The 19,317-nt window shown below is 63.9% G+C and carries 17 protein-coding genes and 3 tRNA genes; 11 read left to right on the top strand and 9 right to left on the bottom strand.

Annotated elements, in window-relative coordinates; genetic code table 11:
* Positions 1 to 57: 57 nt before the first annotated feature.
* From V6657_RS10640 to V6657_RS10630, 3 genes are all read right to left on the bottom strand, one after another.
* Positions 58 to 1,248 carry a site-specific integrase gene (locus V6657_RS10640; protein ID WP_248694696.1) on the bottom strand — a complete coding sequence of 397 codons (1,191 nt, stop codon included), beginning with the start codon at positions 1,246 to 1,248 and terminating at the stop codon, positions 58 to 60.
* A 45-nt stretch (positions 1,249 to 1,293) separates the two neighbouring features.
* Positions 1,294 to 1,369, bottom strand: a tRNA-Lys gene (locus V6657_RS10635).
* A gap of 39 nt (positions 1,370 to 1,408) precedes the next feature.
* The gene (locus V6657_RS10630; protein ID WP_048934198.1) at positions 1,409 to 2,341 is read right to left on the bottom strand and encodes a LysR family transcriptional regulator; all 933 of its coding nucleotides are present in this window, start codon (positions 2,339 to 2,341) and stop codon (positions 1,409 to 1,411) included.
* A gap of 92 nt (positions 2,342 to 2,433) precedes the next feature.
* On the opposite strand from V6657_RS10630, the gene V6657_RS10625 reads away from it, so the two are divergent.
* Positions 2,434 to 3,540, top strand: a complete 1,107-nt coding sequence (locus tag V6657_RS10625) for a YeiH family protein (protein WP_048934199.1) — start codon at positions 2,434 to 2,436, stop codon at positions 3,538 to 3,540.
* A gap of 155 nt (positions 3,541 to 3,695) precedes the next feature.
* Positions 3,696 to 4,430, top strand: coding sequence for a thioredoxin family protein (locus tag V6657_RS10620; protein ID WP_048934318.1), 735 nt, complete (start codon positions 3,696 to 3,698; stop codon positions 4,428 to 4,430).
* 36 nt (positions 4,431 to 4,466) lie between these two features.
* On the opposite strand, the gene V6657_RS10615 is transcribed toward V6657_RS10620, so the two are convergent.
* From V6657_RS10615 to V6657_RS10595, 5 genes are all read right to left on the bottom strand, one after another.
* Positions 4,467 to 4,557 (bottom strand) — tRNA-Leu (locus V6657_RS10615).
* A gap of 137 nt (positions 4,558 to 4,694) precedes the next feature.
* Positions 4,695 to 4,770: transfer RNA gene (locus V6657_RS10610), tRNA-Asn, on the bottom strand.
* 90 nt (positions 4,771 to 4,860) lie between these two features.
* A complete protein-coding gene (gene fdxA, locus V6657_RS10605; RefSeq protein ID WP_021194063.1) occupies positions 4,861 to 5,187 on the bottom strand; it encodes a ferredoxin FdxA in 327 nt (108 codons plus the stop codon).
* A gap of 170 nt (positions 5,188 to 5,357) precedes the next feature.
* Positions 5,358 to 7,052 carry a single-stranded-DNA-specific exonuclease RecJ gene (gene recJ, locus V6657_RS10600; protein WP_048934200.1) on the bottom strand — a complete coding sequence of 565 codons (1,695 nt, stop codon included), beginning with the start codon at positions 7,050 to 7,052 and terminating at the stop codon, positions 5,358 to 5,360.
* Positions 7,053 to 8,132: a hypothetical protein gene (locus V6657_RS10595; RefSeq protein WP_048934319.1), complete on the bottom strand. Its 1,080-nt coding sequence runs from the start codon at positions 8,130 to 8,132 to the stop codon at positions 7,053 to 7,055.
* Positions 8,133 to 8,215: 83 nt separating this feature from the next.
* Between V6657_RS10595 and V6657_RS10590 the strand changes: the two genes are divergently transcribed.
* Both V6657_RS10590 and lolD read left to right on the top strand, forming a co-directional pair.
* A complete protein-coding gene (locus V6657_RS10590; protein ID WP_048934201.1) occupies positions 8,216 to 9,466 on the top strand; it encodes a lipoprotein-releasing ABC transporter permease subunit in 1,251 nt (416 codons plus the stop codon).
* Positions 9,459 to 10,187, top strand: coding sequence for a lipoprotein-releasing ABC transporter ATP-binding protein LolD (gene lolD, locus V6657_RS10585; RefSeq protein WP_048934202.1), 729 nt, complete (start codon positions 9,459 to 9,461; stop codon positions 10,185 to 10,187). The genes V6657_RS10590 and lolD overlap by 8 nt, the downstream gene beginning before the upstream one ends.
* Before the next feature lie 20 nt (positions 10,188 to 10,207).
* Here the strand turns inward: lolD and V6657_RS10580 are convergent, their stop codons facing one another.
* Positions 10,208 to 10,534 carry a DUF2845 domain-containing protein gene (locus V6657_RS10580; RefSeq protein WP_160315297.1) on the bottom strand — a complete coding sequence of 109 codons (327 nt, stop codon included), beginning with the start codon at positions 10,532 to 10,534 and terminating at the stop codon, positions 10,208 to 10,210.
* A 99-nt stretch (positions 10,535 to 10,633) separates the two neighbouring features.
* Between V6657_RS10580 and V6657_RS10575 the strand changes: the two genes are divergently transcribed.
* The 7 genes from V6657_RS10575 to V6657_RS10545 all read left to right on the top strand — a co-directional run bounded on the left by V6657_RS10575 (position 10,634) and on the right by V6657_RS10545 (position 19,315).
* Positions 10,634 to 11,446, top strand: a complete 813-nt coding sequence (locus V6657_RS10575) for a TatD family hydrolase (RefSeq protein ID WP_048934204.1) — start codon at positions 10,634 to 10,636, stop codon at positions 11,444 to 11,446.
* 9 nt (positions 11,447 to 11,455) lie between these two features.
* Complete coding sequence (locus V6657_RS10570) at positions 11,456 to 13,978, top strand: DNA internalization-related competence protein ComEC/Rec2 (protein ID WP_048934205.1); 2,523 nt, start codon at positions 11,456 to 11,458, stop codon at positions 13,976 to 13,978.
* 110 nt (positions 13,979 to 14,088) lie between these two features.
* Positions 14,089 to 15,570 carry a circularly permuted type 2 ATP-grasp protein gene (locus V6657_RS10565; protein ID WP_048934206.1) on the top strand — a complete coding sequence of 494 codons (1,482 nt, stop codon included), beginning with the start codon at positions 14,089 to 14,091 and terminating at the stop codon, positions 15,568 to 15,570.
* Between the two features lie 54 nt (positions 15,571 to 15,624).
* Positions 15,625 to 16,575, top strand: coding sequence for an alpha-E domain-containing protein (locus V6657_RS10560; protein WP_048934207.1), 951 nt, complete (start codon positions 15,625 to 15,627; stop codon positions 16,573 to 16,575).
* 57 nt (positions 16,576 to 16,632) lie between these two features.
* Complete coding sequence (locus V6657_RS10555; RefSeq protein WP_048934320.1) at positions 16,633 to 17,469, top strand: transglutaminase family protein; 837 nt, start codon at positions 16,633 to 16,635, stop codon at positions 17,467 to 17,469.
* A 91-nt stretch (positions 17,470 to 17,560) separates the two neighbouring features.
* A complete protein-coding gene (locus V6657_RS10550; protein ID WP_048934208.1) occupies positions 17,561 to 18,466 on the top strand; it encodes a peptidase in 906 nt (301 codons plus the stop codon).
* A gap of 27 nt (positions 18,467 to 18,493) precedes the next feature.
* Positions 18,494 to 19,315 carry an alpha/beta hydrolase gene (locus tag V6657_RS10545; protein WP_048934209.1) on the top strand — a complete coding sequence of 274 codons (822 nt, stop codon included), beginning with the start codon at positions 18,494 to 18,496 and terminating at the stop codon, positions 19,313 to 19,315.
* Positions 19,316 to 19,317: the final 2 nt, after the last annotated feature.

Genomic DNA, 19,317 nt, shown 5'->3' with positions numbered 1-19,317 from the left:
CAAAATTGGTCTGTCGTCGCCAATTTTTGTGCAACTGCCGCCTGTTGGGCGGCAGAACTATCCTAGCTTGGCGAGCAAGTCCGCCGGGTTCAGGTGGGTGTAACGCTTCAGCATCTGCATGCTCTTGTGGCCGGTGATGCTGGCCACTTCCAGAGGGTGGAGTCCCTTCTCAAACAGGCGGCTGGCTGCCTCGTGGCGCAGGTCGTGCCAGCGCAGGTCGGAAAAACGATCCTCGCTTTTGACGGCCCGTTTCCAGATCATCACGACTGCGTTGCATGTTGTGCCGAAGACAGGGCCAGACAGCAGGGACGGAGCGACATCGACTGGGCCGAATCGGCTTCGCTCGATGTTGGTGAGCAGGTCACGCTGCCAGAGCGCGGCTAGTGCCCTCAGCACGTCCACCGCGCGATGCGATAGCGGGAGCCTGGGCGGTACTCCCTTGTTGTCTGCGCCGCGCGCCTCAGGTGGAAAGTCGATCATCCGAGTTGCAAGCTTGACCCACTCCCACCGCAGCGAAAATAGGGTGCCTTGACGCAGGCTTGTCTCGATGGCCAACTCAAAAGCGAGCGGCGCCCACGGATTGCTGCTTGCTGCCAGCTTGTCTCGCAGGGCCTCGAATTCCCCAGGATGCAGGCGTCGATCCCGTGCGCGGCTGCCGGATGGCTTGCGGATGTTTTTGAGTGGGTTGGTGAGCGTCTCGAAGCCCCATTCCTTGCGGGCGATCTCAAACACGTGGCTGACGAGTTGAAGCTCTAGGCGGATCGTGTTCTCGGCGCGGCCGGCTGTGCGGCGGGCGTCGCGGTACTTGGCGAAGTCCGCGCCACGCAGGCTTGCCAGCGTGCGCCAGGCGAGGTCGTGCTTTTGCCAGCGGGCAATGCGGGTTCGTTCCTGTTCAGGGTAGCGCTTGCCGGGAACGACTTCGCGCAAGTAGCGGTCAAGCGCCTCGTGCAAAGTCGTTCGCTCGGCCTCGGTCCGATCAACGTAGGCGCCGATGGTGATTTCGGCTTCAGTGCGTTCAGCCCATTGCTGGGCTTGCTGCCGTGTGTCGAACGTGCGGTAGATAGGCTTGTGTCCACGCTTGCGGACTTCGGCGCGCCAGTAGGTGCCGCGCTGGCTGATGTATGCCATTCCGGAGACTCCATGCGAAAGGTTGATGTTTCGCTTGGCCCGATTCTCCGTTCCGGCAAAATTCCGGCAAAGGGTACAGTTTCGGCACTTCGCCCCCTCGCTAGGGACGAAAAAAAGCACCGGCGATTGCTCGCAAGTGCTTGATTTTCTTACCCTCGGGGAGGGTGGTGGGGCGTGAGTGACTCGAACACTCGACCTACGGATTAAGAGTCCGCTGCTCTACCAACTGAGCTAACGCCCCGCGAAGAAATGAGACTATATCAACCTTTCTCGGATCGCGCTAGTCCTTTGTGCGATTTTTTTTCGAATCGTCCGAATGCAGGCTCGCGTGGCCGTGTAGCGCGTCGATGAATTGCGTCAGGCCGTGCGTCGGATGCTTGTCGCGATGGCGCACGATGAGCAACGGACGGGCGATGCGAGGCAAGTCGCTTTGTACCTCGACCAGTCGGCCGTCGCGCAGCGCATCGGCCACCACGTGGCGCGACAGGCAACTGATGCCATAGCCTGCCGCCACCGTACGCTGAATCGCCTCTGAATGCCCGAGTTCGAGTGCCACGTGCAGGGGCCCAATAACCGACGCGATGCGGCTGTCGATCAACTCTCGTGTGCCGGAACCCGGTTCGCGCATCAACCAGCCGGCTTCGCGCAGCGCCGCGCGTGAGGCAGGCCCGCGTGCAAGCGGGTGATCTGGCGCGGCGACGATCACCATCTCGTCGTCGATCCATGTTTCGATTTCCAGGGCTTCTCCACGGCACGTGCCTTCAATCAGGCCGATGTCTACCTCGAAGCGCTGCACCGCGTCGACCACGTCCTGTGTGTTGCCGATCAGCACGTCGAGCTGGCTGTCGGGGGCGATTTGCTGCCGGAAGCTCGCGAGCAGGGCGGGCAGCACGTAGTTGCCGATCGTGCTGCTGGCCGCAAGCTTGAGGCGCACGTTGGGCTGTACGGTGGCGTGCTCCAGTGCGTCTGCATGGTCGAGCAGGGCCTGGGCTTGCGGCAGCAGCTGTCGACCGAGCGCGTTCAGGTGGAGGCGCCGTGCATGCCGGTCGAACAACGGGTGCCCGAGCGTCGATTCCAGCTCAGCCAGCGCCGCGCTCACTGCCGATTGCGACAGGCCGAGTTGGCTGCCGGCGGCAGTAGTGGTTTCGCACTGTGCGATGGCTGCAAACACGGCCCATTGGCGCAGCGTGACACGAGGGGCTTTGTTATCCATAAAACTGGTCATTCTTAGAAAAATTACCCGTTTCACATGTTATCACGCTCCGCATATCGTTATGCGTATAGCGAATAAGCAAGGCGGATGTGATGACAATTGCACAGAAACAATTGGCTCCCCAGGGCGTAGTGCCCGGATTTGATGGCCGGACGCTGTTGAGCGTGGGTGTGTTGTTTGGGTGCGCCGGGGTGGCGGTGGTGCTTGGCGGAATGGGCTGGGCGAGCCACCTGGGTTTGAGTGCGCTGACGCTGGCCATCCTGCTCGGCATGGTGATGGGGCATGTGCCAGGGCACCAGCGGTGGCTGACGCCCGGCGCGATTCAGTTTGCGCGCCACACGCTGCTGCGTGCCGGGGTGATTCTTTATGGTGCCCGGCTGACGCTGGCGCAGATCCATGACCTGGGCGCATCCGGCATCGCGATTCCGCTGCTGGTGCTGGCGCTGACCATGCTGGCCGGCACCTGGATCGGCACACGCTGGTTTGGTCTTGCCCGCACGCAGGCCGTGCTGGTGGCAGCGGGCAGCGCGGTGTGTGGTGCGGCGGCGGTGCTGGCTGTGGCACCGGCAGTCAAGGCGCAGCCGCGTGAGACGGCCGTGGCGATTGCGAGTGTGGTGTTGTTCGGCACCGTCGGCATCTTCCTGTATCCGTGGCTTTACGCGCTGCTGGCGCATGCCGGCATGGCGGTGGCGCCGGAGCATTTCGGGGTCTACATCGGCTCGACGATGCACGAGGTTGCGCAAGTGATTGCTGCTGCGAAGCCGCTGGGCGACGACGCCACCAATGCCGCTGTCGTTAGCAAGATGGTGCGTGTGCTGGCCCTGGCGCCGCTGCTGGTGGTGCTGGCTTGCACGACGCCCGCCGCTGATGCCGGTGCTGCCTCCATGCAATCCCGTGAGGGTGCGCTGCGCAAGGCGGCAGGTCACGCATGGAAGGCAATGCCGTGGTTTGCAGTCGGCCTGCTCGGCGTGACGCTGCTGAATTCGGCGGGTGCGATTCCGGCCGCATGGCATGCCCCGATCGACGCGATCGATACGGCGATGCTGGCCTGCGCGATGTTCGCCATCGGCACGCAGACGCATGTGCCGATGCTGCTGAAGTCCGGTGTGCGCCCGCTGTTGTGTGCGGCCGTGCTGTGGGTCGGGTTGGTGGTGGGTGGTGCGCTCATCAACGTCGGTGTGCGTTGGCTGATGGGCTGATCTCGACACCCGGCGTCGGGTATGTAGAGACGGCGGATTCGCTTCCATGGCGCGCAGGTCGCATCCGAATCGCGACTTGCGCGCCGCGCCTTTTCATTCGTGGGAGGCGGCCTAGTATGAAGTCCTGTCTGACTGTCGTAGACGAGGGCTTCATCATGCAACCGCATCCTGTGGTTTCAAGAGACGAATGGCTCATCAAGCGTCGGGAATTGCTGATGCGTGAGAAAGAGGCGATTCACCTGCGCGACGCCATCAACGCCGAGCGCCAGGCGTTGCCATGGGTGAGGGTCGACACGCAGTACGTGTTCGATACGCCTGATGGCAAGAAGACGCTGGCTGATCTGTTCGATGGACGCAGCCAGTTGATGGTCTATCACTTCATGCTCGGGCCAGGCTGGGAAGCGGGGTGCCCCGGATGCTCGTTTCTCTCGGATCATCTGGGTGGCATGCTGCCGCATCTGAATCATCACGATGTGACGCTGGTCGCCGTATCGCGTGCGCCGATGGAGGCGATCGCGGCCTACAAGGCGCGCATGGGCTGGCATTTTCCGTGGGTGTCGTCCTTCGGCACCACGTTCAATCACGACTACCGCGTGAGTTTCTCGCCCGAAGAGTTGGAGAGCGGGGCAGTCGACTACAACTACACCGCCACCCCAAGCGCCGAGGCCCACGACGAGTTGCCCGGCATGAGCGCGTTCTACAAGGATGATGCCGGCAACGTGTTCCACACATATTCGACCTATGCACGTGGATTGGAAGACATGGTCGGCACATTGCTACTGCTCGACCGCGCGCCGCTGGGCCGCAACGAGACCGGCCCCATGTCATGGGTACGCCGTCACGATGAATACGACGATGCACCGAAGGCGCACGCGTGCCACGCTTCGTGAGGCAGCTGGAGCAAGAAAAAAGAAGAGAAGGGGATTTGGTGCCCGAGGCCGGGATCGAACCGGCACGCGCCGATTAGGGCGCAGCGGATTTTAAGTCCGCGGTGTCTACCAATTTCACCACTCGGGCACGACGATCGGTGCAAGACGGTACACGATACCGGCGACGACACCGATGCCACAAATGAAATTGGACGGCTGTCCAATCGTGACGTCCATCCACCAAAGTAAAAAGCCCTTGCGATTTCTCGCAAGGGCTTAAGTACTTGGCTCCTCGACCTGGGCTCGAACCAGGGACCTACGGATTAACAGTCCGGCGCTCTACCGACTGAGCTATCGAGGAATCGCTGCAACAGCGAAGAAATGAATTCTAGCTAATTTCCGATCTGCCCGTCAACACCTTTTTTGCGTTGACGGTAAAAAAGGTTGGAGATCAGCGTTCGAGGTACTGCTCCTTGTCCTTCACGTCCTTCCAGTCGTCCGCGTCGGGCAGGGGTTGCTTGGTCTTGGTGATGGACGGCCAGCCGATGGTCGAGAGTTCGGCATTGATGGCGATCCACTTCTGCTGATCGGCCGGCACGTCTTCTTCAGCGTAGATGGCGTTGACCGGGCATTCGGCCACGCACACGGCGCAGTCGATGCACTCATCCGGATCGATGGTCAGGAAGTTCGGGCCTTCGCGGAAGCAATCGACGGGGCAGACGTCCACGCAGTCGGTGTACTTGCAGCGGACACAGCTTTCGGTAACGACGTGAGTCATTTCGCTTGGAGGTTAATGCTAGGAATTCGTGGGGTGCGCGGTCACGGCAGGTGCCAAGCCGGCAATCTCGTATTGTAACGCAGCCGCCGGGTCCGACGGCTGCGTCATCCGCGCACCGTCAGACAGTTTTGGCATGTGTTTATGCGCTGACGCAAGGTTCATGTGCGCGGCTATTGCGCGTGTTCGATCACCATCTGCACGCGCGTGATGCCGTTGAAGGTGTTGTTGTCGAGCCGGTAGGCCACATAGGCTGAAGCGCCGAGCGGTTCGGCGTGGTTGAACCAGATCGCATCGAAATGCTGTTTGCCGCGGCCGAGCTTGAGCTTCAGGTGCTTGTCCTTGAGCACCGCCTGCGACAGCACGTCAAACTCGCCGCAGAAGCTCGGCGCCGGAAAGCCCTGGCCCCAGACCTGGGTTTCGAGCAGTTCGACAAACTGGGGAGAGAAGCACTCGGGGTCGGCTTCGCCATCGGTTTCGAGCACGCGCGAGAGTAGCGCCTCGGTCAGCCATTCGCGTCCAACGGCTTCGAAGGTGGCAACGAATTCGTCGAAGCCGTCTTCGCGCAGCGTGAGGCCGGCCGCCATGGCGTGGCCGCCAAATTTGACGATCAGCCCGGGGCTGCGCTTGTGCACGGCGTCCAGCGCATCGCGCAGGTGGAAGCCGGGAATCGAACGGCCCGAGCCTTTGATGACGCCGTCGTCACCGGGCGCGAAGGTGAAGACGGGGCGGTGGAACTTGTCTTTGATGCGCGAGGCGACGATGCCGATCACGCCCTGATGCCATGTCTCGTTGTAGACGGCGATGGTGTGGCGACCCGCGCCATCGAAGGCGTTCATGCTGTCCAGGATCACCAGCGCTTCCTGCTGCATACCGGCTTCGATCTCGCGGCGCTCGCGGTTCATGCCGTCAAGTTCGGCGGCGATGGCCATCGCGCGGTCGTAGTCATCGGTGAGCAGGCATTCGATGCCGAGCGACATGTCGGCCAGCCGCCCAGCCGCGTTCAGGCGCGGGCCCAGGCCGAACCCGAGGTCGAACGTCGATGCGCGACGCGCCTCGCGCCCTGCCACACGGAAGAGGGCGGCGATGCCGGGGCACATCCGCCCCGCGCGCATGCGCTTGAGACCTTGTGCCACTAGCAGCCGGTTGTTGGCGTCGAGCTTGACCACGTCGGCCACCGTGCCCAGCGCCACCAGATCGAGCAGGGCATCGAGGCGCGGTTGCTCTTGCGGCGTGAACACGCCCCGGTTGCGCAACTCTGCCCGCAGCGCCAGCAGCACGTAGAACATCACGCCCACGCCCGCCAGGTTCTTGCTCGGGAAGCCGCAGCCTGGCTGGTTTGGATTGACGATCACGCGCGCCTCGGGCAACTGCGCGCCCGGCATGTGGTGATCCGTCACGACCACGTCGATGCCCAGCGCATTGGCCGCTGCCACGCCCGCTACGTCTGCAATGCCGTTGTCGACGGTGACCAGCACGTCCGGCTTCTCGCGCGCGGCAAGCGCCACGATCTCGGGCGACAGGCCGTAGCCGTATTCAAACCGGTTCGGCACGATGTAGCTCACCTGCGCGCCGAGCATGCGCAACCCGCGCACGCCGACGGCACAGGCCGTGGCGCCATCGCAGTCGTAGTCGGCAATGATCAGCAGGCGTTTGTTGGCGGCGATGGCGTCGGCCAGATAGCGCGCTGCATCGTCGATGCCTTTGAGTTGTGCCGGCGGCAGCAGGTCGGCCAGCTCGGTCGACAGTTCATCGGGTCGAGCAACGCCGCGTGCAGCCAGGATGCGTGCCAAGACAGGATGGATACCGTGGCCAGCCAGCGTGTTGGCGGCCTCAGTGGAGTGCGAACGGACAGCGATACGGGTCATTCAGGCAGCCATGGAAAGCGGGGATAGCGCATCGCGCAAGGTGCGAGCACGGCTGAAACGGCGCAGCCAGCCGAGCGGCCCGTTGGCCAGGTCGCGGCGGGTGACGCGGTAGTGGGCGTAGTGCGAATCGCCGGTCAGGATGAGGGAGACGGCATCGATACGGCCGTCGGCCAGCGCGTCGGCGGCGGGGGTGAACCAGTCGCGGTCGTAGGCGCGCAGGGTTTCGATCCAGTCGTACCAGTCGGCGGAAAGGTAGGGTTTGCCGGCGTCGTTGAGGAGTACGGCTGCGCTGGTGCCGTCAGCCGGCAGGGCGGCCAGCGTTTCAGCGCACAGCTCGGTGGCATTGGCGGCGTGGCACAGACCAGCGAAGAACGGATCGGCGCCGATCATGCGTTCGGCAATCGGGCGTGTGTCGAGCAGTGCGCCCTGGCCGAACAGCCAGACCGAGTTGACCGGCAGCAGGCCGCGCGCTTCGCGGGCTTGGTTGACGGGGTGGTCGTACCACGTCATTTGGATTTCGTTCTGGAACTTGCGCCAGGCGCGTTCCTGCTCGCCTTTGTGCATCCAGATGTCGATATTGTGGCCGGTGGCGCGTTGCGGGGCCGCGGCAATCAGGTCGCCAAACGGCGCATCCGGGAGATACCAGCGTGCAGCGTGCGGGGCGTCCAGGTGCAAGTGCATGTCGGCCAGCAGCGGGGCGATGGCGGCGCGCAGTGCGTCGGCATCGGCCGCTTCCAGCCGGAGTTGCGCTGGGTCGAGCATCACCAGATGGTCGCGCGCGGCGTGAATATGCACCGGTTGCAGGCAGGCCCAGATGCGCGTGTCGGCGGTGCTGCCGTCAGCCAGGCGCATGTAGGGGGCGGACGGTAACGGCGCGACCGGCAGCCCGGCGCGCGCTGCCAGCCAGCGTTCGTGCGGCAGCGTGGGCAGGTAGGCGTCGTCGTGACGCTCGCGTTCCGTCTCACGCGCGCGGGCAAGCAACCTTTCCAGGCCCGGCAAGGTCAATTGACGGTAAGCGTCGTCCGCCACCTCGGCGGCGGGGGCGCAAAACGGGACAATCAGGGTCAGTTCAGGGATCATGGCGACGAGATTGTAAACTTCCGGCTCGGCGACGAGTGCGCCGTAAGAATCACACCACACAGTCACACCATAGGGACACCCCTTTGAAATTTCCATACGAATGGCAGATCGGCTGGCGCTACACGCGCGCGGGCAAGCGTGCCAGCCGCAACAGCTTCATTTCCTTCATCTCGCTCATCTCCATGCTTGGCATTGCGTTGGGCGTGGCGGCGCTGATCATCGTGCTGTCGGTCATGAACGGCTTCCAGAAGGAAGTGCGTGACCGCATGCTGTCCGTGCTCGCGCACATCGAGGTCATGGCGCCCGGCAGCCTGCCCGACTGGCAGCGCACCGCGAATGAGGCGATGCAGAACAAGGAAGTCATCGGCGCAGCGCCGTACGTAGGCGCACAGGCCATGATCACGCGCGATGACGCCGTACGCGGCGTGCTGCTGCGGGGCGTGTCGCCGGCGGATGAGCCGAAGGTGTCGGATATCGCCAAGGACTTCAAGTCCGGCGCGATCGACGACCTGAAGCCCGGCGAGTTCGGTATCGCGCTAGGCAGTCAACTGGCCCAGGGTCTTGGCGTGCGCCAGGGGGACAAGGTCACGCTGGTGGCGCCGCAGGGCACCATCACTCCGGCTGGCGTGCTGCCTCGCCTGAAGCAGTTCACCGTGATCGGCACGTTTGAGTCGGGGCACTACGAGTTCGACAGCTCGCTCGCGCTCATCAATATGGAAGACGCCGAGCGCCTGTTCCGCCTGGACGGCCCGACCGGCGTGCGCCTGAAGCTCACCGACATGGACCGCGCGCCCCAGGTGGCCGAGGCGCTGTCACGCACGCTCACCGGCGAGCTGTACATCCGCGACTGGTCGCGCCAGAACCGCAACTGGTTTGCGGCGGTGAAGACCGAGAAGAAGATGATGTTCATCATCCTCACGCTCATCATTGCCGTGGCGGCGTTCAACCTGGTGTCCACGCTGGTGATGACGGTGACGGACAAGCAGGCCGACATCGCCATCCTGCGCACGATGGGCGCACAGCCCAGCTCCATCATGAAGATCTTCATCGTGCAGGGCGTGGCCATCGGTTTCATGGGCACGCTGCTGGGCGTGGGCCTGGGCACGCTCATCGCCTACAACATCGACGTGATCGTGCCCTTCATCGAACACCTCTTCGGCGTGCAGTTCCTGCCGAAGGACATTTACTTCATCAGCGAACTGCCCTCGGACCCCCGCGTGAACGACATTGCGACCATCGGCGTTATTTCCTTCATCCTCGCCTCGGTGGCGACGCTGTATCCGAGCTGGCACGCTTCGCGCGTGAACCCGGCGGAGGCCCTGCGCTATGAGTGAGGCCGTCATGACTTCCGTGGATACGTCAGCAGATGCCCGCGTGGGTGCGGTGCTGCAGGCCGAGGGGCTGTCCAAGTCGTTCAAGCAGGGTGGGTTGAATGTCGACGTGCTTAAGGGCGTCGACATCCGTATCGGCGTGGGTGAGAAGGTGGCGATCGTCGGCGCATCGGGCTCGGGCAAGAGCACGCTGCTGCATGTGCTGGGCGGGCTGGATGAACCCACCTCCGGCCGCGTGTCGCTGCTCGGCAAGCCCTTTACTGATATGAAGGAGCGTGAGCGCAATACGTTGCGCAACCAGGCGCTGGGCTTTGTCTACCAGTTCCACCACCTGCTGCCGGAGTTCACCGCGCTGGACAACGTGGCGATGCCGCTGCGCATCCGCGGCGTGAACGAGGCACAGGCACGCCATACCGCGCAGATGACGCTTGAACGTGTGGGGCTGGGCCCGCGTACGGCGCACCGTCCTGGCGAGCTGTCCGGCGGCGAGCGTCAACGTGTGGCCATCGCACGCGCGCTGGTCGGCTCACCCGCGTGCGTGCTGGCCGACGAGCCCACCGGCAATCTGGACGACCACACTGCTGGCGACGTTTTTAATCTGATGCTGGAACTGACGCGCACGCTGGGCACCAGCTTCGTCATCGTCACGCATGATATCGAGCTGGCTGGCCGTTGCGATCGCATCCTGCGACTGCGCGACGGCCATCTGCACCTAGAGCGCTGATGCCCGCGCGACGCAGCGCGCTAGTGAGCCCGGCTGCCGTAGCGGATGGACTGCAGCCGGCCTTCGACAAAGCGCAGCGTCGTCATGAACTGGCCGGTGCCGGGGTTGTAGGTCCATTCGTCGACATTGCTGCAGGCACTGTTGATGGCGGGCTGAGCGCTGCCGGTGGCCGTGGTGGCACAGAAGGTGTCGCGCATCACGGGCTCACCGCAGTTCTGCAGGACGTCTGACTTGTTGTCGCCGATGCGGACGATGTAGCTGCTGCCGCAGCGCATCGTTTCCGCGCTGGCGGGCAGGGCGGTCAGGAGTGCGGCGGCCACCGCGCAAGTCAGGTAGGCTGTTTTCATCGCATTGTGCGGGCGGAGGCACCCAGTATCAGAAAAGGCGGATTCTAGAACGCCTGTCTTTCCGGTACGTTGCCGCTTTTCGATAGCCCTGAGCCGATCATGTGGATTGACACCCATTGCCATCTCGACGCCCGCGAATTTGACGCAGACCGTGACGCGGTCGTCGCACAGGCGCACGCGGCGGGCGTGAGCCACATCGTCGTGCCAGCTGTGGCGCGCTGGAACTTCGATACGGTGCGTACGCTGGCGCACCGGCATGCGGGCTGCAGCTACGCGCTTGGCATTCACCCGATGTGTGCCGCCCAGGCCAGCGACGATGACCTGGCCGAACTGCGACGCCAAGTCGCAGCGTCGATGGACGATCTGCGCTTTGTTGCGATTGGCGAGATCGGGCTCGATTTCTTCATCCCCGATCCGAACGTCGAGCGGCAGAACACCGTCTACCAAGCGCAATTGCGCATTGCGCGCGAGTTTGATTTGCCGGTGCTGATGCACGTGCGCAAGTCGCAAGACCAAGTGCGTAGCGCAGCCGCCAGGGCAGGCGTGCGCGGTATTGCGCATGCGTTCAACGGTAGTCCCGATCAAGCCCGCGCCTATGTCGATTCCGGCTTCAAGCTCGGCTTTGGCGGCGTGTTCACCTTCTCGCGCGCCAACCGTGTCCGCCGGCTTGCCGCCGAGATGCCGATCGAAGCGATCGTGCTGGAAACTGACGCCCCGGATCTCGCCCCGGCCTGGCTTGCTGATGATCAGTTCAGCGAGCAAGTCGGCACACGCAATGCGCCCGCCGAGGTGGCAGGCATCGCGGCCGCCATGGCGGAACTGCGCGGACTCTCCATCGATGCGCTGGCCGCCCAGGCGCGCCGGAACAGTATCGAAGCCATTCCCCGTCTGGCAGCGCTGTTGACGCCCTGACGCCCGCCCATGCGGTTGGGGTTGATTGGGTTCGTGGCCGGGTGTGTGGCGCTGCAGATGCAGGCCGTGCTCATGCCTGCGTGGCAAGCGGTTGTGGTGCTGTGGCTATGTCTGCTGCTTGCCTTTGTGGCGCGTCGCAAACCGATTCTGCTCTCTGTCCTGCTGGTCACCAGTGCTTCCGTTGCTGGCTTTGGCTGGAGCGACTGGCGCGCGCAACAGCGATTGTCTGTTGTGCTCAGCCCAGCGTGGGAAGGCAAGGACATCATCGCAACAGGCGTGGTGGCCGAACTTCCGCAGGTCACCGAAGACGCCACGCGTTTTCTCTTCCAGATCGAATCCAGCAATGCTGGCGACGCCGTGCCTTCTCGTGTACGCCTTTCTTGGTACGGCACACGCAACTGGGGCGGGATGGATGAGGAGGGCGTCGAGCCTGATCGCCGCGCCGGCATCCCCGACCTGCAGCCAGGGCAACGTTGGCAACTGACGCTGCGGCTCAAACGCCCGCACAGCTTATCCAACCCCGGCGGTTTCGATGGCGAATACGCCATGCTCGCCGATGACATCCGCGCCACCGGCTACGTGCGCACCGGCAAGCGCGCACAGAACATCGCGCTGGGCGAGGCCGAGGCAGGCTTGGGGATCGGCGTCGAGCGTTGGCGCGCTGCGGTGCGGCGCCACATCCTCGCCGCATTGCCCGACGCACGGTATGCGACCGTCATCGTCGCGCTCGTGGTGGGTGATCAGAGCGGAATCGCCCGTGAGGATTGGGAGCTGTTTCGCCGCACCGGTATCAGCCACCTCGTCAGCATTTCCGGTTTGCATATCACGATGATTGCCGGGTTATTTGCCGCGTTCTGGATGGCGCTATGGCGCCGTTCGTTCGGGTTGGCACGCTGGCTGCGCACGCCGTTGCCGCTGCGTATGTCGACGCCGCGAGCAGGGGCCATCGCAGCCATGCTGGCGGCCTTCGGCTATTGCCTGCTCGCGGGGATGGGTGTTCCCGCGCAACGCACGCTGCTGATGTTGTCGACTGTCGCGATAGCGCGGCTGACCGATCGCAACGTGCCGGCAAGCCTGTCGCTGTGCTGGGCGGCGGCTGTGGTGGCAGTGGTCGATCCTTGGGCCGTTATGTCGGCCGGGTTCTGGCTGTCGTTTGGCGCGGTGGCGATCATTTTCCTGGCCGCGCAGATGGTGCTCGATGGGCGGCGCAATCGCGAGGCGGAAGGGTGGTGGGCGCGTTACCAACGCGGGTTTGCCAGTTCGACGCGCATTCAATTTGCCGTCACGTTTGGGTTGCTGCCGTTGACGTTGCTCCTGTTCCAGCAGACATCGGTGGTCTCGGCAGCGGCTAACGGATTGGCGATTCCGGTGGTGAGCTTCTTGACGACACCGCTGGCGCTGGCTGGCGCAGCGTTACCCGATCCGTTGGCCCAGCCAGTGTTGACACTGTCCGAGGTGAGCTTTCGCTGGTTGGTGGTGTGGCTTGAGTGGTTGGCGCGGCCAAGCTGGTCGGTTTGGGTTGCGCCAGTCGCCCCCGCTTGGGCATTGCTGCTGGCGACGGGCGGTGTAGCCCTGCTACTGGTGCCGGGTGCCCATCGTGCTTGGGCATGGCGCGCGCAGGGCGCGTTGCTGCTTGTGCCGATGGTGCTGGCACGGGTTCCGGTGCCGCCGCCGGGCGAGTTCCGCATGGTCGCTTTCGACATCGGCCAAGGTGCAGCCGCGCTGGTCGAGACGGCCAGCCATCGTCTCCTGTTCGATACCGGGCCACGCTATGACGACCACGCCGACGCGGCCGCCCGTGTCGTTACACCGTACCTGCGCGGACATGGTGTGGAGGCGCTCGACACGCTCGTCGTCAGCCACGAAGACAGCGACCATGCGGGTGGCACCGAAACGGTGATTGAGGCGGTGCCTGTGCGCACCATGTTGGCGTCGCTGCCGCGAGGGCATGCCCTGCGCGAGACCGCTGAGGAACGCGACATCCACTTCACCGATTGCTTGGCTGGGCAAGTATGGACGTGGGACGAGGTGGTTTTCGAAGTGCTGCATCCGATGCGGCTGCCCGCCGAAGGGGAGCGCGTGGCCAGCAACGCCCGCAGTTGTGTGCTGCGTATCAGCAACGGCCGGCACGCGGCGCTGTTGACCGGCGACATTGAGGCCCCCCAGGAGGCCGCATTGGTGGCCGGTGAAACCCCGGAGCGGCTGATGGCAGACATCTTGCTAGTACCCCACCACGGCAGCAAGACAAGCTCCAGCGGTGCGTTTTTGGACGCAGTGTCACCGCAGGTGGCGGTTTTCCAGGTCGGCTACCGCAACCGGTACGGACATCCGCACCGCCAAGTGTGGCAGCGCTATGTGGCGCGCGACATCGAGCGGCTGCGGACCGACCAGACCGGCGCCGTCGTCATCGAGACGCATGGCGATGCGCTGGAGGTGCAGACGGCACGGTCGATGCGGCCGCGCTACTGGTCCTCCGCGCTGGAAGTGGAAGCCCTGGCGACAGCCGCAGACGGAATTGATGCGCTGCCGTAAAACTTGGTTGCACAGCGGGTTGGCCCCATTGTGGCGCCTAAAACCGCTGTGCTATAAAAACCACATGTCGTGCAACCGTGCGACATGGCAGTCCGTCAGGGGAGAACAGCATGGCAGTCCGGTTCTACGATGAAATGCTCAACTGGCATGGCGAACGCAGTCCCCATGCCGCCGAACCGGCCCCGGCAGCCCTCGTCCAGCAGGGCGAGGTGCGCGGCCACTATGGACGCTTCGCCGAATGGCTGGGCGCGCAGTCCGCCACCACGCTGCAGAACAAGCGTGCCGAGGCCGACCTCATCTTCCGCCGCGTCGGCATCACCTTCGCGGTGTACGGCGACAAGGACGAATCGAACAGCGGCACCGAGCGCACGATTCCGTTCGACATCATCCCGCGCATCTTCCCGGCCAGTGAATGGGCCACGCTTGAGCGCGGCCTGCGCCAGCGCGTGGATGCGCTCAACCGCTTCCTGCACGACATCTACCACGAGCAGAACATCCTGCGCGCCGGTGTCATCCCGCCCGACCAGATCTACAACAACGCCCAATACCGCCCCGACATGCTGGGCGTGAACGTGCCGCGCGACATCTACGCGCACGTGGCCGGCATCGACATCGTGCGTGCGGGCGAGGGCGAGTTCTACGTGCTGGAAGACAACCTGCGCGTACCGTCGGGTGTGTCGTACATGCTGGAAAACCGCAAGATGATGATGCGGCTGTTCCCCGAGCTGTTCGCGCGCAATCGTGTGGCGCCGGTCGCGCATTACCCCGACTTGTTGCTCGACATGCTGCGCAGCGTGTCACCGCAGAACATCGCCGATCCGACCGTGGTGGTGCTCACGCCGGGCATGTACAACTCGGCGTACTTTGAGCATGCGTTCCTGGCGCAACAGATGGGCGTGGAGTTGGTGGAAGGGCACGACCTGTTCGTGCAGGACGACCACCTCTACATGCGCACCACACAGGGCCCGCAGCGCATCGACGTGATCTACCGTCGTGTCGATGATGACTTCCTCGATCCGCTGGTCTTCCGCCCCGATTCTTCGTTGGGCGCGGCGGGGCTGCTGTCGGTCTATCGTGCGGGCAACGTCACCATCTGCAATGCCATCGGTACCGGCGTGGCGGACGACAAGTCGATCTACCCGTACGTGCCCGACATGATCCGCTTCTACCTGGGTGAGGAGCCGATCCTGAACAACGTGCCGACCTATATGTGCCGCCGGCCAGACGACCTGCAGTACGTGCTCGATCACATGGGCGAACTGGTGGTCAAGGAGACGCACGGTGCAGGCGGCTACGGCATGCTGGTCGGCCCTGCGGCCACCAAGGATGAGATTGCCGCGTTCCGCGAAGTCGTGAAGGCGCGCCCCGATCAGTACATCGCCCAGCCGACACTGGCGCTGTCGACCTGCCCGACCTATGTGGAAGCCGGCATCGCGCCGCGCCATATCGACCTGCGGCCCTTTGTGCTGTCTGGCAAGGACGTGCGCATGGTGCCCGGCGGCCTGACGCGTGTGGCGTTGCGGGCGGGCTCGCTGGTGGTCAACTCGTCGCAGGGAGGTGGGACGAAGGATACGTGGGTGCTGGAGCGCTGAAGCTTAGCCATCGCAGTCGATCAAACGCATATCGAATACGTAGAAGGGAACGCCATGCTCAGCCGCACCGCAGACCATCTTTTCTGGATGGCGCGCTATACCGAACGCGCCGAGAACACCGCTCGCATGCTCGACGTGAACTATCAGACCTCGCTGATGCCGCAATCGGCGGAAGTGGCGGAGCAGGGCTGGTGGGCGATGCTCGATATTTCTGAACTCACGCGGGTTTTTGCCGACCGCTATGGCTTACTTTCGCGCGACGACGTGATCGACTTCATGGTCCGCGACATGACCAACCCGTCGTCGATCATGAGTTGCTTGCGCGGTGCGCGTGAGAACGCCCGGGCCGTGCGCGGCTCTCTCACAACTGAGGTGTGGGAAACCATCAACACCACGTGGCTGGACGTGCAGCGTCTGATCGCCGAAGGCATGCTGCGCGATGATCCGTCGCAGTTCTTCGAATGGGTCAAGTTCCGCTCGCACCTGTCGCGCGGCGTGCAGGTCGGCACCATGCTCACGGACGACGCCTTCCACTTCATGCGTCTGGGCACCTTCCTGGAGCGCGCCGACAACACCGCACGGCTGCTCGACGTGAAATTCCAGTCCACCCCCACGCGCGATGAAACGGCGGCCGAGCAGGGCGATTTCTATCACTGGGCCGCCACGCTGCGCTCGGTGTCGGGCTTCGAGGTCTACCGCAAGATCTATCGCAACGTCATCACACCGACGCGCGTGGCCGAACTGCTGATCCTGCGCAGCGACATGCCGCGCTCGCTGCTGGCCAGCATGGACGAAGTGGTGGCGATCCTCTCCACCGTGCGTAACAGCCAGTCCGCGGAGACGGAGCGACGCGCTGGTAAACTGCACGCCGACCTGCGGTATGCCCGCATCGAAGACATTTTTGCGGTCGGCCTGCACCCGTGGCTGACCAATTTCCTGGAACGCATTGGCGATCTGGGCAACGGCATCAGCCAGGACTTCCTGGTGCCGCTCGATGCAGTGTGACGCGCGGGGCATTTTGTATCTATCAGGGCGTTGCTTTCGGGCAGCGTCCGCGCCATTGTGAAATACCAAATTCGACATACGACGGTCTACCGTTATGCCGAGCCGCTGCGCCACAGCGTGCATGAGCTGCGATTGACCCCCCGCAGCGGGCAGCTGCAACAGGTGGACAGCTGGCAGATCCACGCCCCCGGCAACTTGACGCGTGCCACCGACGGCTTCGGCAACGTGGTGCATCACTTCACCCTGGGCAGCCGTACGGACGACGTCACCATCGACGCCCGCGGCATCGTCGAGGCCTTCCCGTCCGCCGCGCCGGGCAGCCGCAGCTTTACCGATGCTCCCGGGGAGGGGCGCTACCGTGTGTCGCCGCTGTACTTCCTGAGCACCACGCCGCTGACTTCTGCGCCGCCCGAGATGATCGACTTCGCACGCGAACATGCGCTGGTGCGTGGCGATGCTGATTCGGCGCTGAGCCTCGCCCGCGCCATTGCGCAGCGTGTGCGCTACAAGCCCAATACCACCGATGTCGGGACGACTGCGGCCGAGGCCTTTAACCTGAGCGCTGGCGTCTGCCAGGATCAGGCGCAGGTGATGGTGGCGTGCTGCCGCGCGCTGGGCGTGCCGGCCCGCTATGTCAGCGGGTATTTCCACGCCGCTGGCGAGGAAGACCTCGCCAGCCACGCCTGGGTCGACGTCTGCCAAGATGCCGAATCGCATACTTGGTGCAGTATCGACGTCACGCACCAGTGCTTTACCGACGGGCGCCACATCCGTTTGGCAGTCGGTCGCGACTACCAATCCGCCGCACCGATCCGCGGCGTTCGCCAGGGTGGTGGTGCCGAGACGCTGGACGTCAGCATCTCGATCGAGCCCTTGCCTGCCGAGGCCGCCTGAGTGAACTGAACACGGCTTCCAAGCGTGCCGATGCATTGCGGTCGACACGCTAGAATGCTTGCAACCCACTGATTCGTTTGTCGCTGCTCCCATGACTTATTGCGTTGCCATGCGCCTGGACGCTGGCCTGGTCTTCCTGTCGGACTCCCGCACCAATGCGGGTGTCGATGCCATCTCCACGTTCCGCAAGATGACCGTCTTCGAGCGCGAAGGCGATCGCGTCATGGTGCTGTTGACCGCCGGCAACCTCGCCATCAGTCAGGCTGTGCGGCAGGTGCTGACCGAGGCGCGCGACAAGCCGCGTTCACTGTGGACGGCGCGTGACATGTTCGAAGCGGCCACCATCGTTGGTGAAGCCGTGCGCGAGGTATACGACCGTGAAGCCGATGCTCTGGCCAAGGCCAAGATCGACTTCAACGTCAGCATCATCTTCGGTGGGCAGATCGGTGCAGAGCGTCCGCGCCTGTTCAATGTGTACGCCGCCGGCAACTTCATCGAGGCCACGCCCGAGAATCCGTACTTCCAGATCGGCGAGGCGAAGTACGGCAAGCCGATCATCGACCGTGTGGTCTCCCCTGGGCTGCCATTGGATGAGGCCGCAAAATGCGCCCTGATCTCGATGGATTCGACGCTGAAGTCGAATATTTCGGTGGGGCTGCCGCTGGATCTGCTGGTCTATGAGACCAACTCGCTGCGCGTGACGCGCTTCGTGGCCATTGACGAAGAGAACCCGTATTTCACGATGATCCGCGGCACGTGGGGCAAGCGTCTGCGCCAGGTGTTTGCGGAGATCGACGACCCGGACTGGGAGATGGATACCAGTCCGACACACCCCCTGCGCCGCGAAGGGCATCCATCGACCAAGGTGGAGCCTGTACGCATTGCCCCGCCCGTGGCGGACGCCCCGGCCACGCCGGAACGCGCGCCTGGCCCCGTGTTCGAGCAGGTGTCGACGCTCCAGCGCGTGGCTGGCAGTGGTTCGCAGGAATCTCACTGAGCGTCGGACAGGGGGGGGGCAGGCTCAATGCGCGACGTGATTTTGTTTTCACATGCCAACGGCTTTCCGATCGGTACGTATCGCAAGATGCTCGGCGTGCTGGGTGACGAATTCGACATCCACGCCGTTGAGCGCTTCGGGCATGACCCGCGCTTTCCGGTGACGCGGTCGTGGCCAGGGCTGGTCAAAGAGCTGCTCGCAGAGATCGATGCGCAGCCCGAGCCGGTCTGGCTGGTCGGCCATTCACTGGGCGGTTTCCTGAGTTTGATGGCAGCGCTGCGCCGGCCTGAGCGCGTGCGCGGTGTGCTGATGCTCGATTCGCCCATCATTGCGGGCTGGCGCGCCAAGCTGCTGCGCGTTGCGCAGTGGCTCGACATCGACGAAAGCCAGTCGCCGGCAGCCGCCACCAAAAACCGCCGCAACCTGTGGCCGGATCTCGATTCTGTCTGGAGCCATTTCAAGGCCAAGCGCAAATTTGATCGCTGGGACGAAGACGTGCTGCGTGATTACGTTGAGCACGGTACCGAGCCCACCGGCCGCGAGCGTGAACGCACGCTGCGTTTCTCGCGCGAGATCGAGTACCAGATCTACCGTACTTTGCCGACCAACATGGGCCGCAAGGTTGCCGGCGGCACGCCGTTCCCGGTCAGCTTTGTGGCCGGCACCCGCTCACGCGAAATCCGCCAGGTCGGCCTGGCGGCAACCCGGCGCATTGTCGGCAGCAAGCTGCGCTGGATCGAGGGCAGCCATCTGTATCCGATGGAAAAGCCGCTGGAAACGGCCGAGTTGATCCGCCAGTTGATCAACGAAATGCGCGCCAACGCAGGCGCCATGCGGCACGCGGCATAAAC

This window comes from Ralstonia sp. RRA (assembly GCF_037023145.1).
Taxonomy (GTDB): Bacteria; Pseudomonadota; Gammaproteobacteria; order Burkholderiales; family Burkholderiaceae; genus Ralstonia.
The sequence above is the reverse complement of the archived record's forward strand: the minus strand, read 5'-3'. Positions and strand labels throughout refer to the sequence as shown.

Coding starts and splice junctions, on each gene's coding strand:
- V6657_RS10630 (WP_048934198.1), bottom strand. CDS start 2,341: ATGGATAACAAAGCCCCTCGTGTCACGCTGCGCCAATGGGCCGTGTTT.
- V6657_RS10625 (WP_048934199.1), top strand. CDS start 2,434: ATGACAATTGCACAGAAACAATTGGCTCCCCAGGGCGTAGTGCCCGGA.
- V6657_RS10620 (WP_048934318.1), top strand. CDS start 3,696: ATGCAACCGCATCCTGTGGTTTCAAGAGACGAATGGCTCATCAAGCGT.
- fdxA (WP_021194063.1), bottom strand. CDS start 5,187: ATGACTCACGTCGTTACCGAAAGCTGTGTCCGCTGCAAGTACACCGAC.
- recJ (WP_048934200.1), bottom strand. CDS start 7,052: ATGACCCGTATCGCTGTCCGTTCGCACTCCACTGAGGCCGCCAACACG.
- V6657_RS10595 (WP_048934319.1), bottom strand. CDS start 8,132: ATGATCCCTGAACTGACCCTGATTGTCCCGTTTTGCGCCCCCGCCGCC.
- lolD (WP_048934202.1), top strand. CDS start 9,459: ATGAGTGAGGCCGTCATGACTTCCGTGGATACGTCAGCAGATGCCCGC.
- V6657_RS10580 (WP_160315297.1), bottom strand. CDS start 10,534: ATGAAAACAGCCTACCTGACTTGCGCGGTGGCCGCCGCACTCCTGACC.
- V6657_RS10575 (WP_048934204.1), top strand. CDS start 10,634: ATGTGGATTGACACCCATTGCCATCTCGACGCCCGCGAATTTGACGCA.
- V6657_RS10570 (WP_048934205.1), top strand. CDS start 11,456: ATGCGGTTGGGGTTGATTGGGTTCGTGGCCGGGTGTGTGGCGCTGCAG.
- V6657_RS10565 (WP_048934206.1), top strand. CDS start 14,089: ATGGCAGTCCGGTTCTACGATGAAATGCTCAACTGGCATGGCGAACGC.
- V6657_RS10560 (WP_048934207.1), top strand. CDS start 15,625: ATGCTCAGCCGCACCGCAGACCATCTTTTCTGGATGGCGCGCTATACC.
- V6657_RS10550 (WP_048934208.1), top strand. CDS start 17,561: ATGACTTATTGCGTTGCCATGCGCCTGGACGCTGGCCTGGTCTTCCTG.
- V6657_RS10545 (WP_048934209.1), top strand. CDS start 18,494: ATGCGCGACGTGATTTTGTTTTCACATGCCAACGGCTTTCCGATCGGT.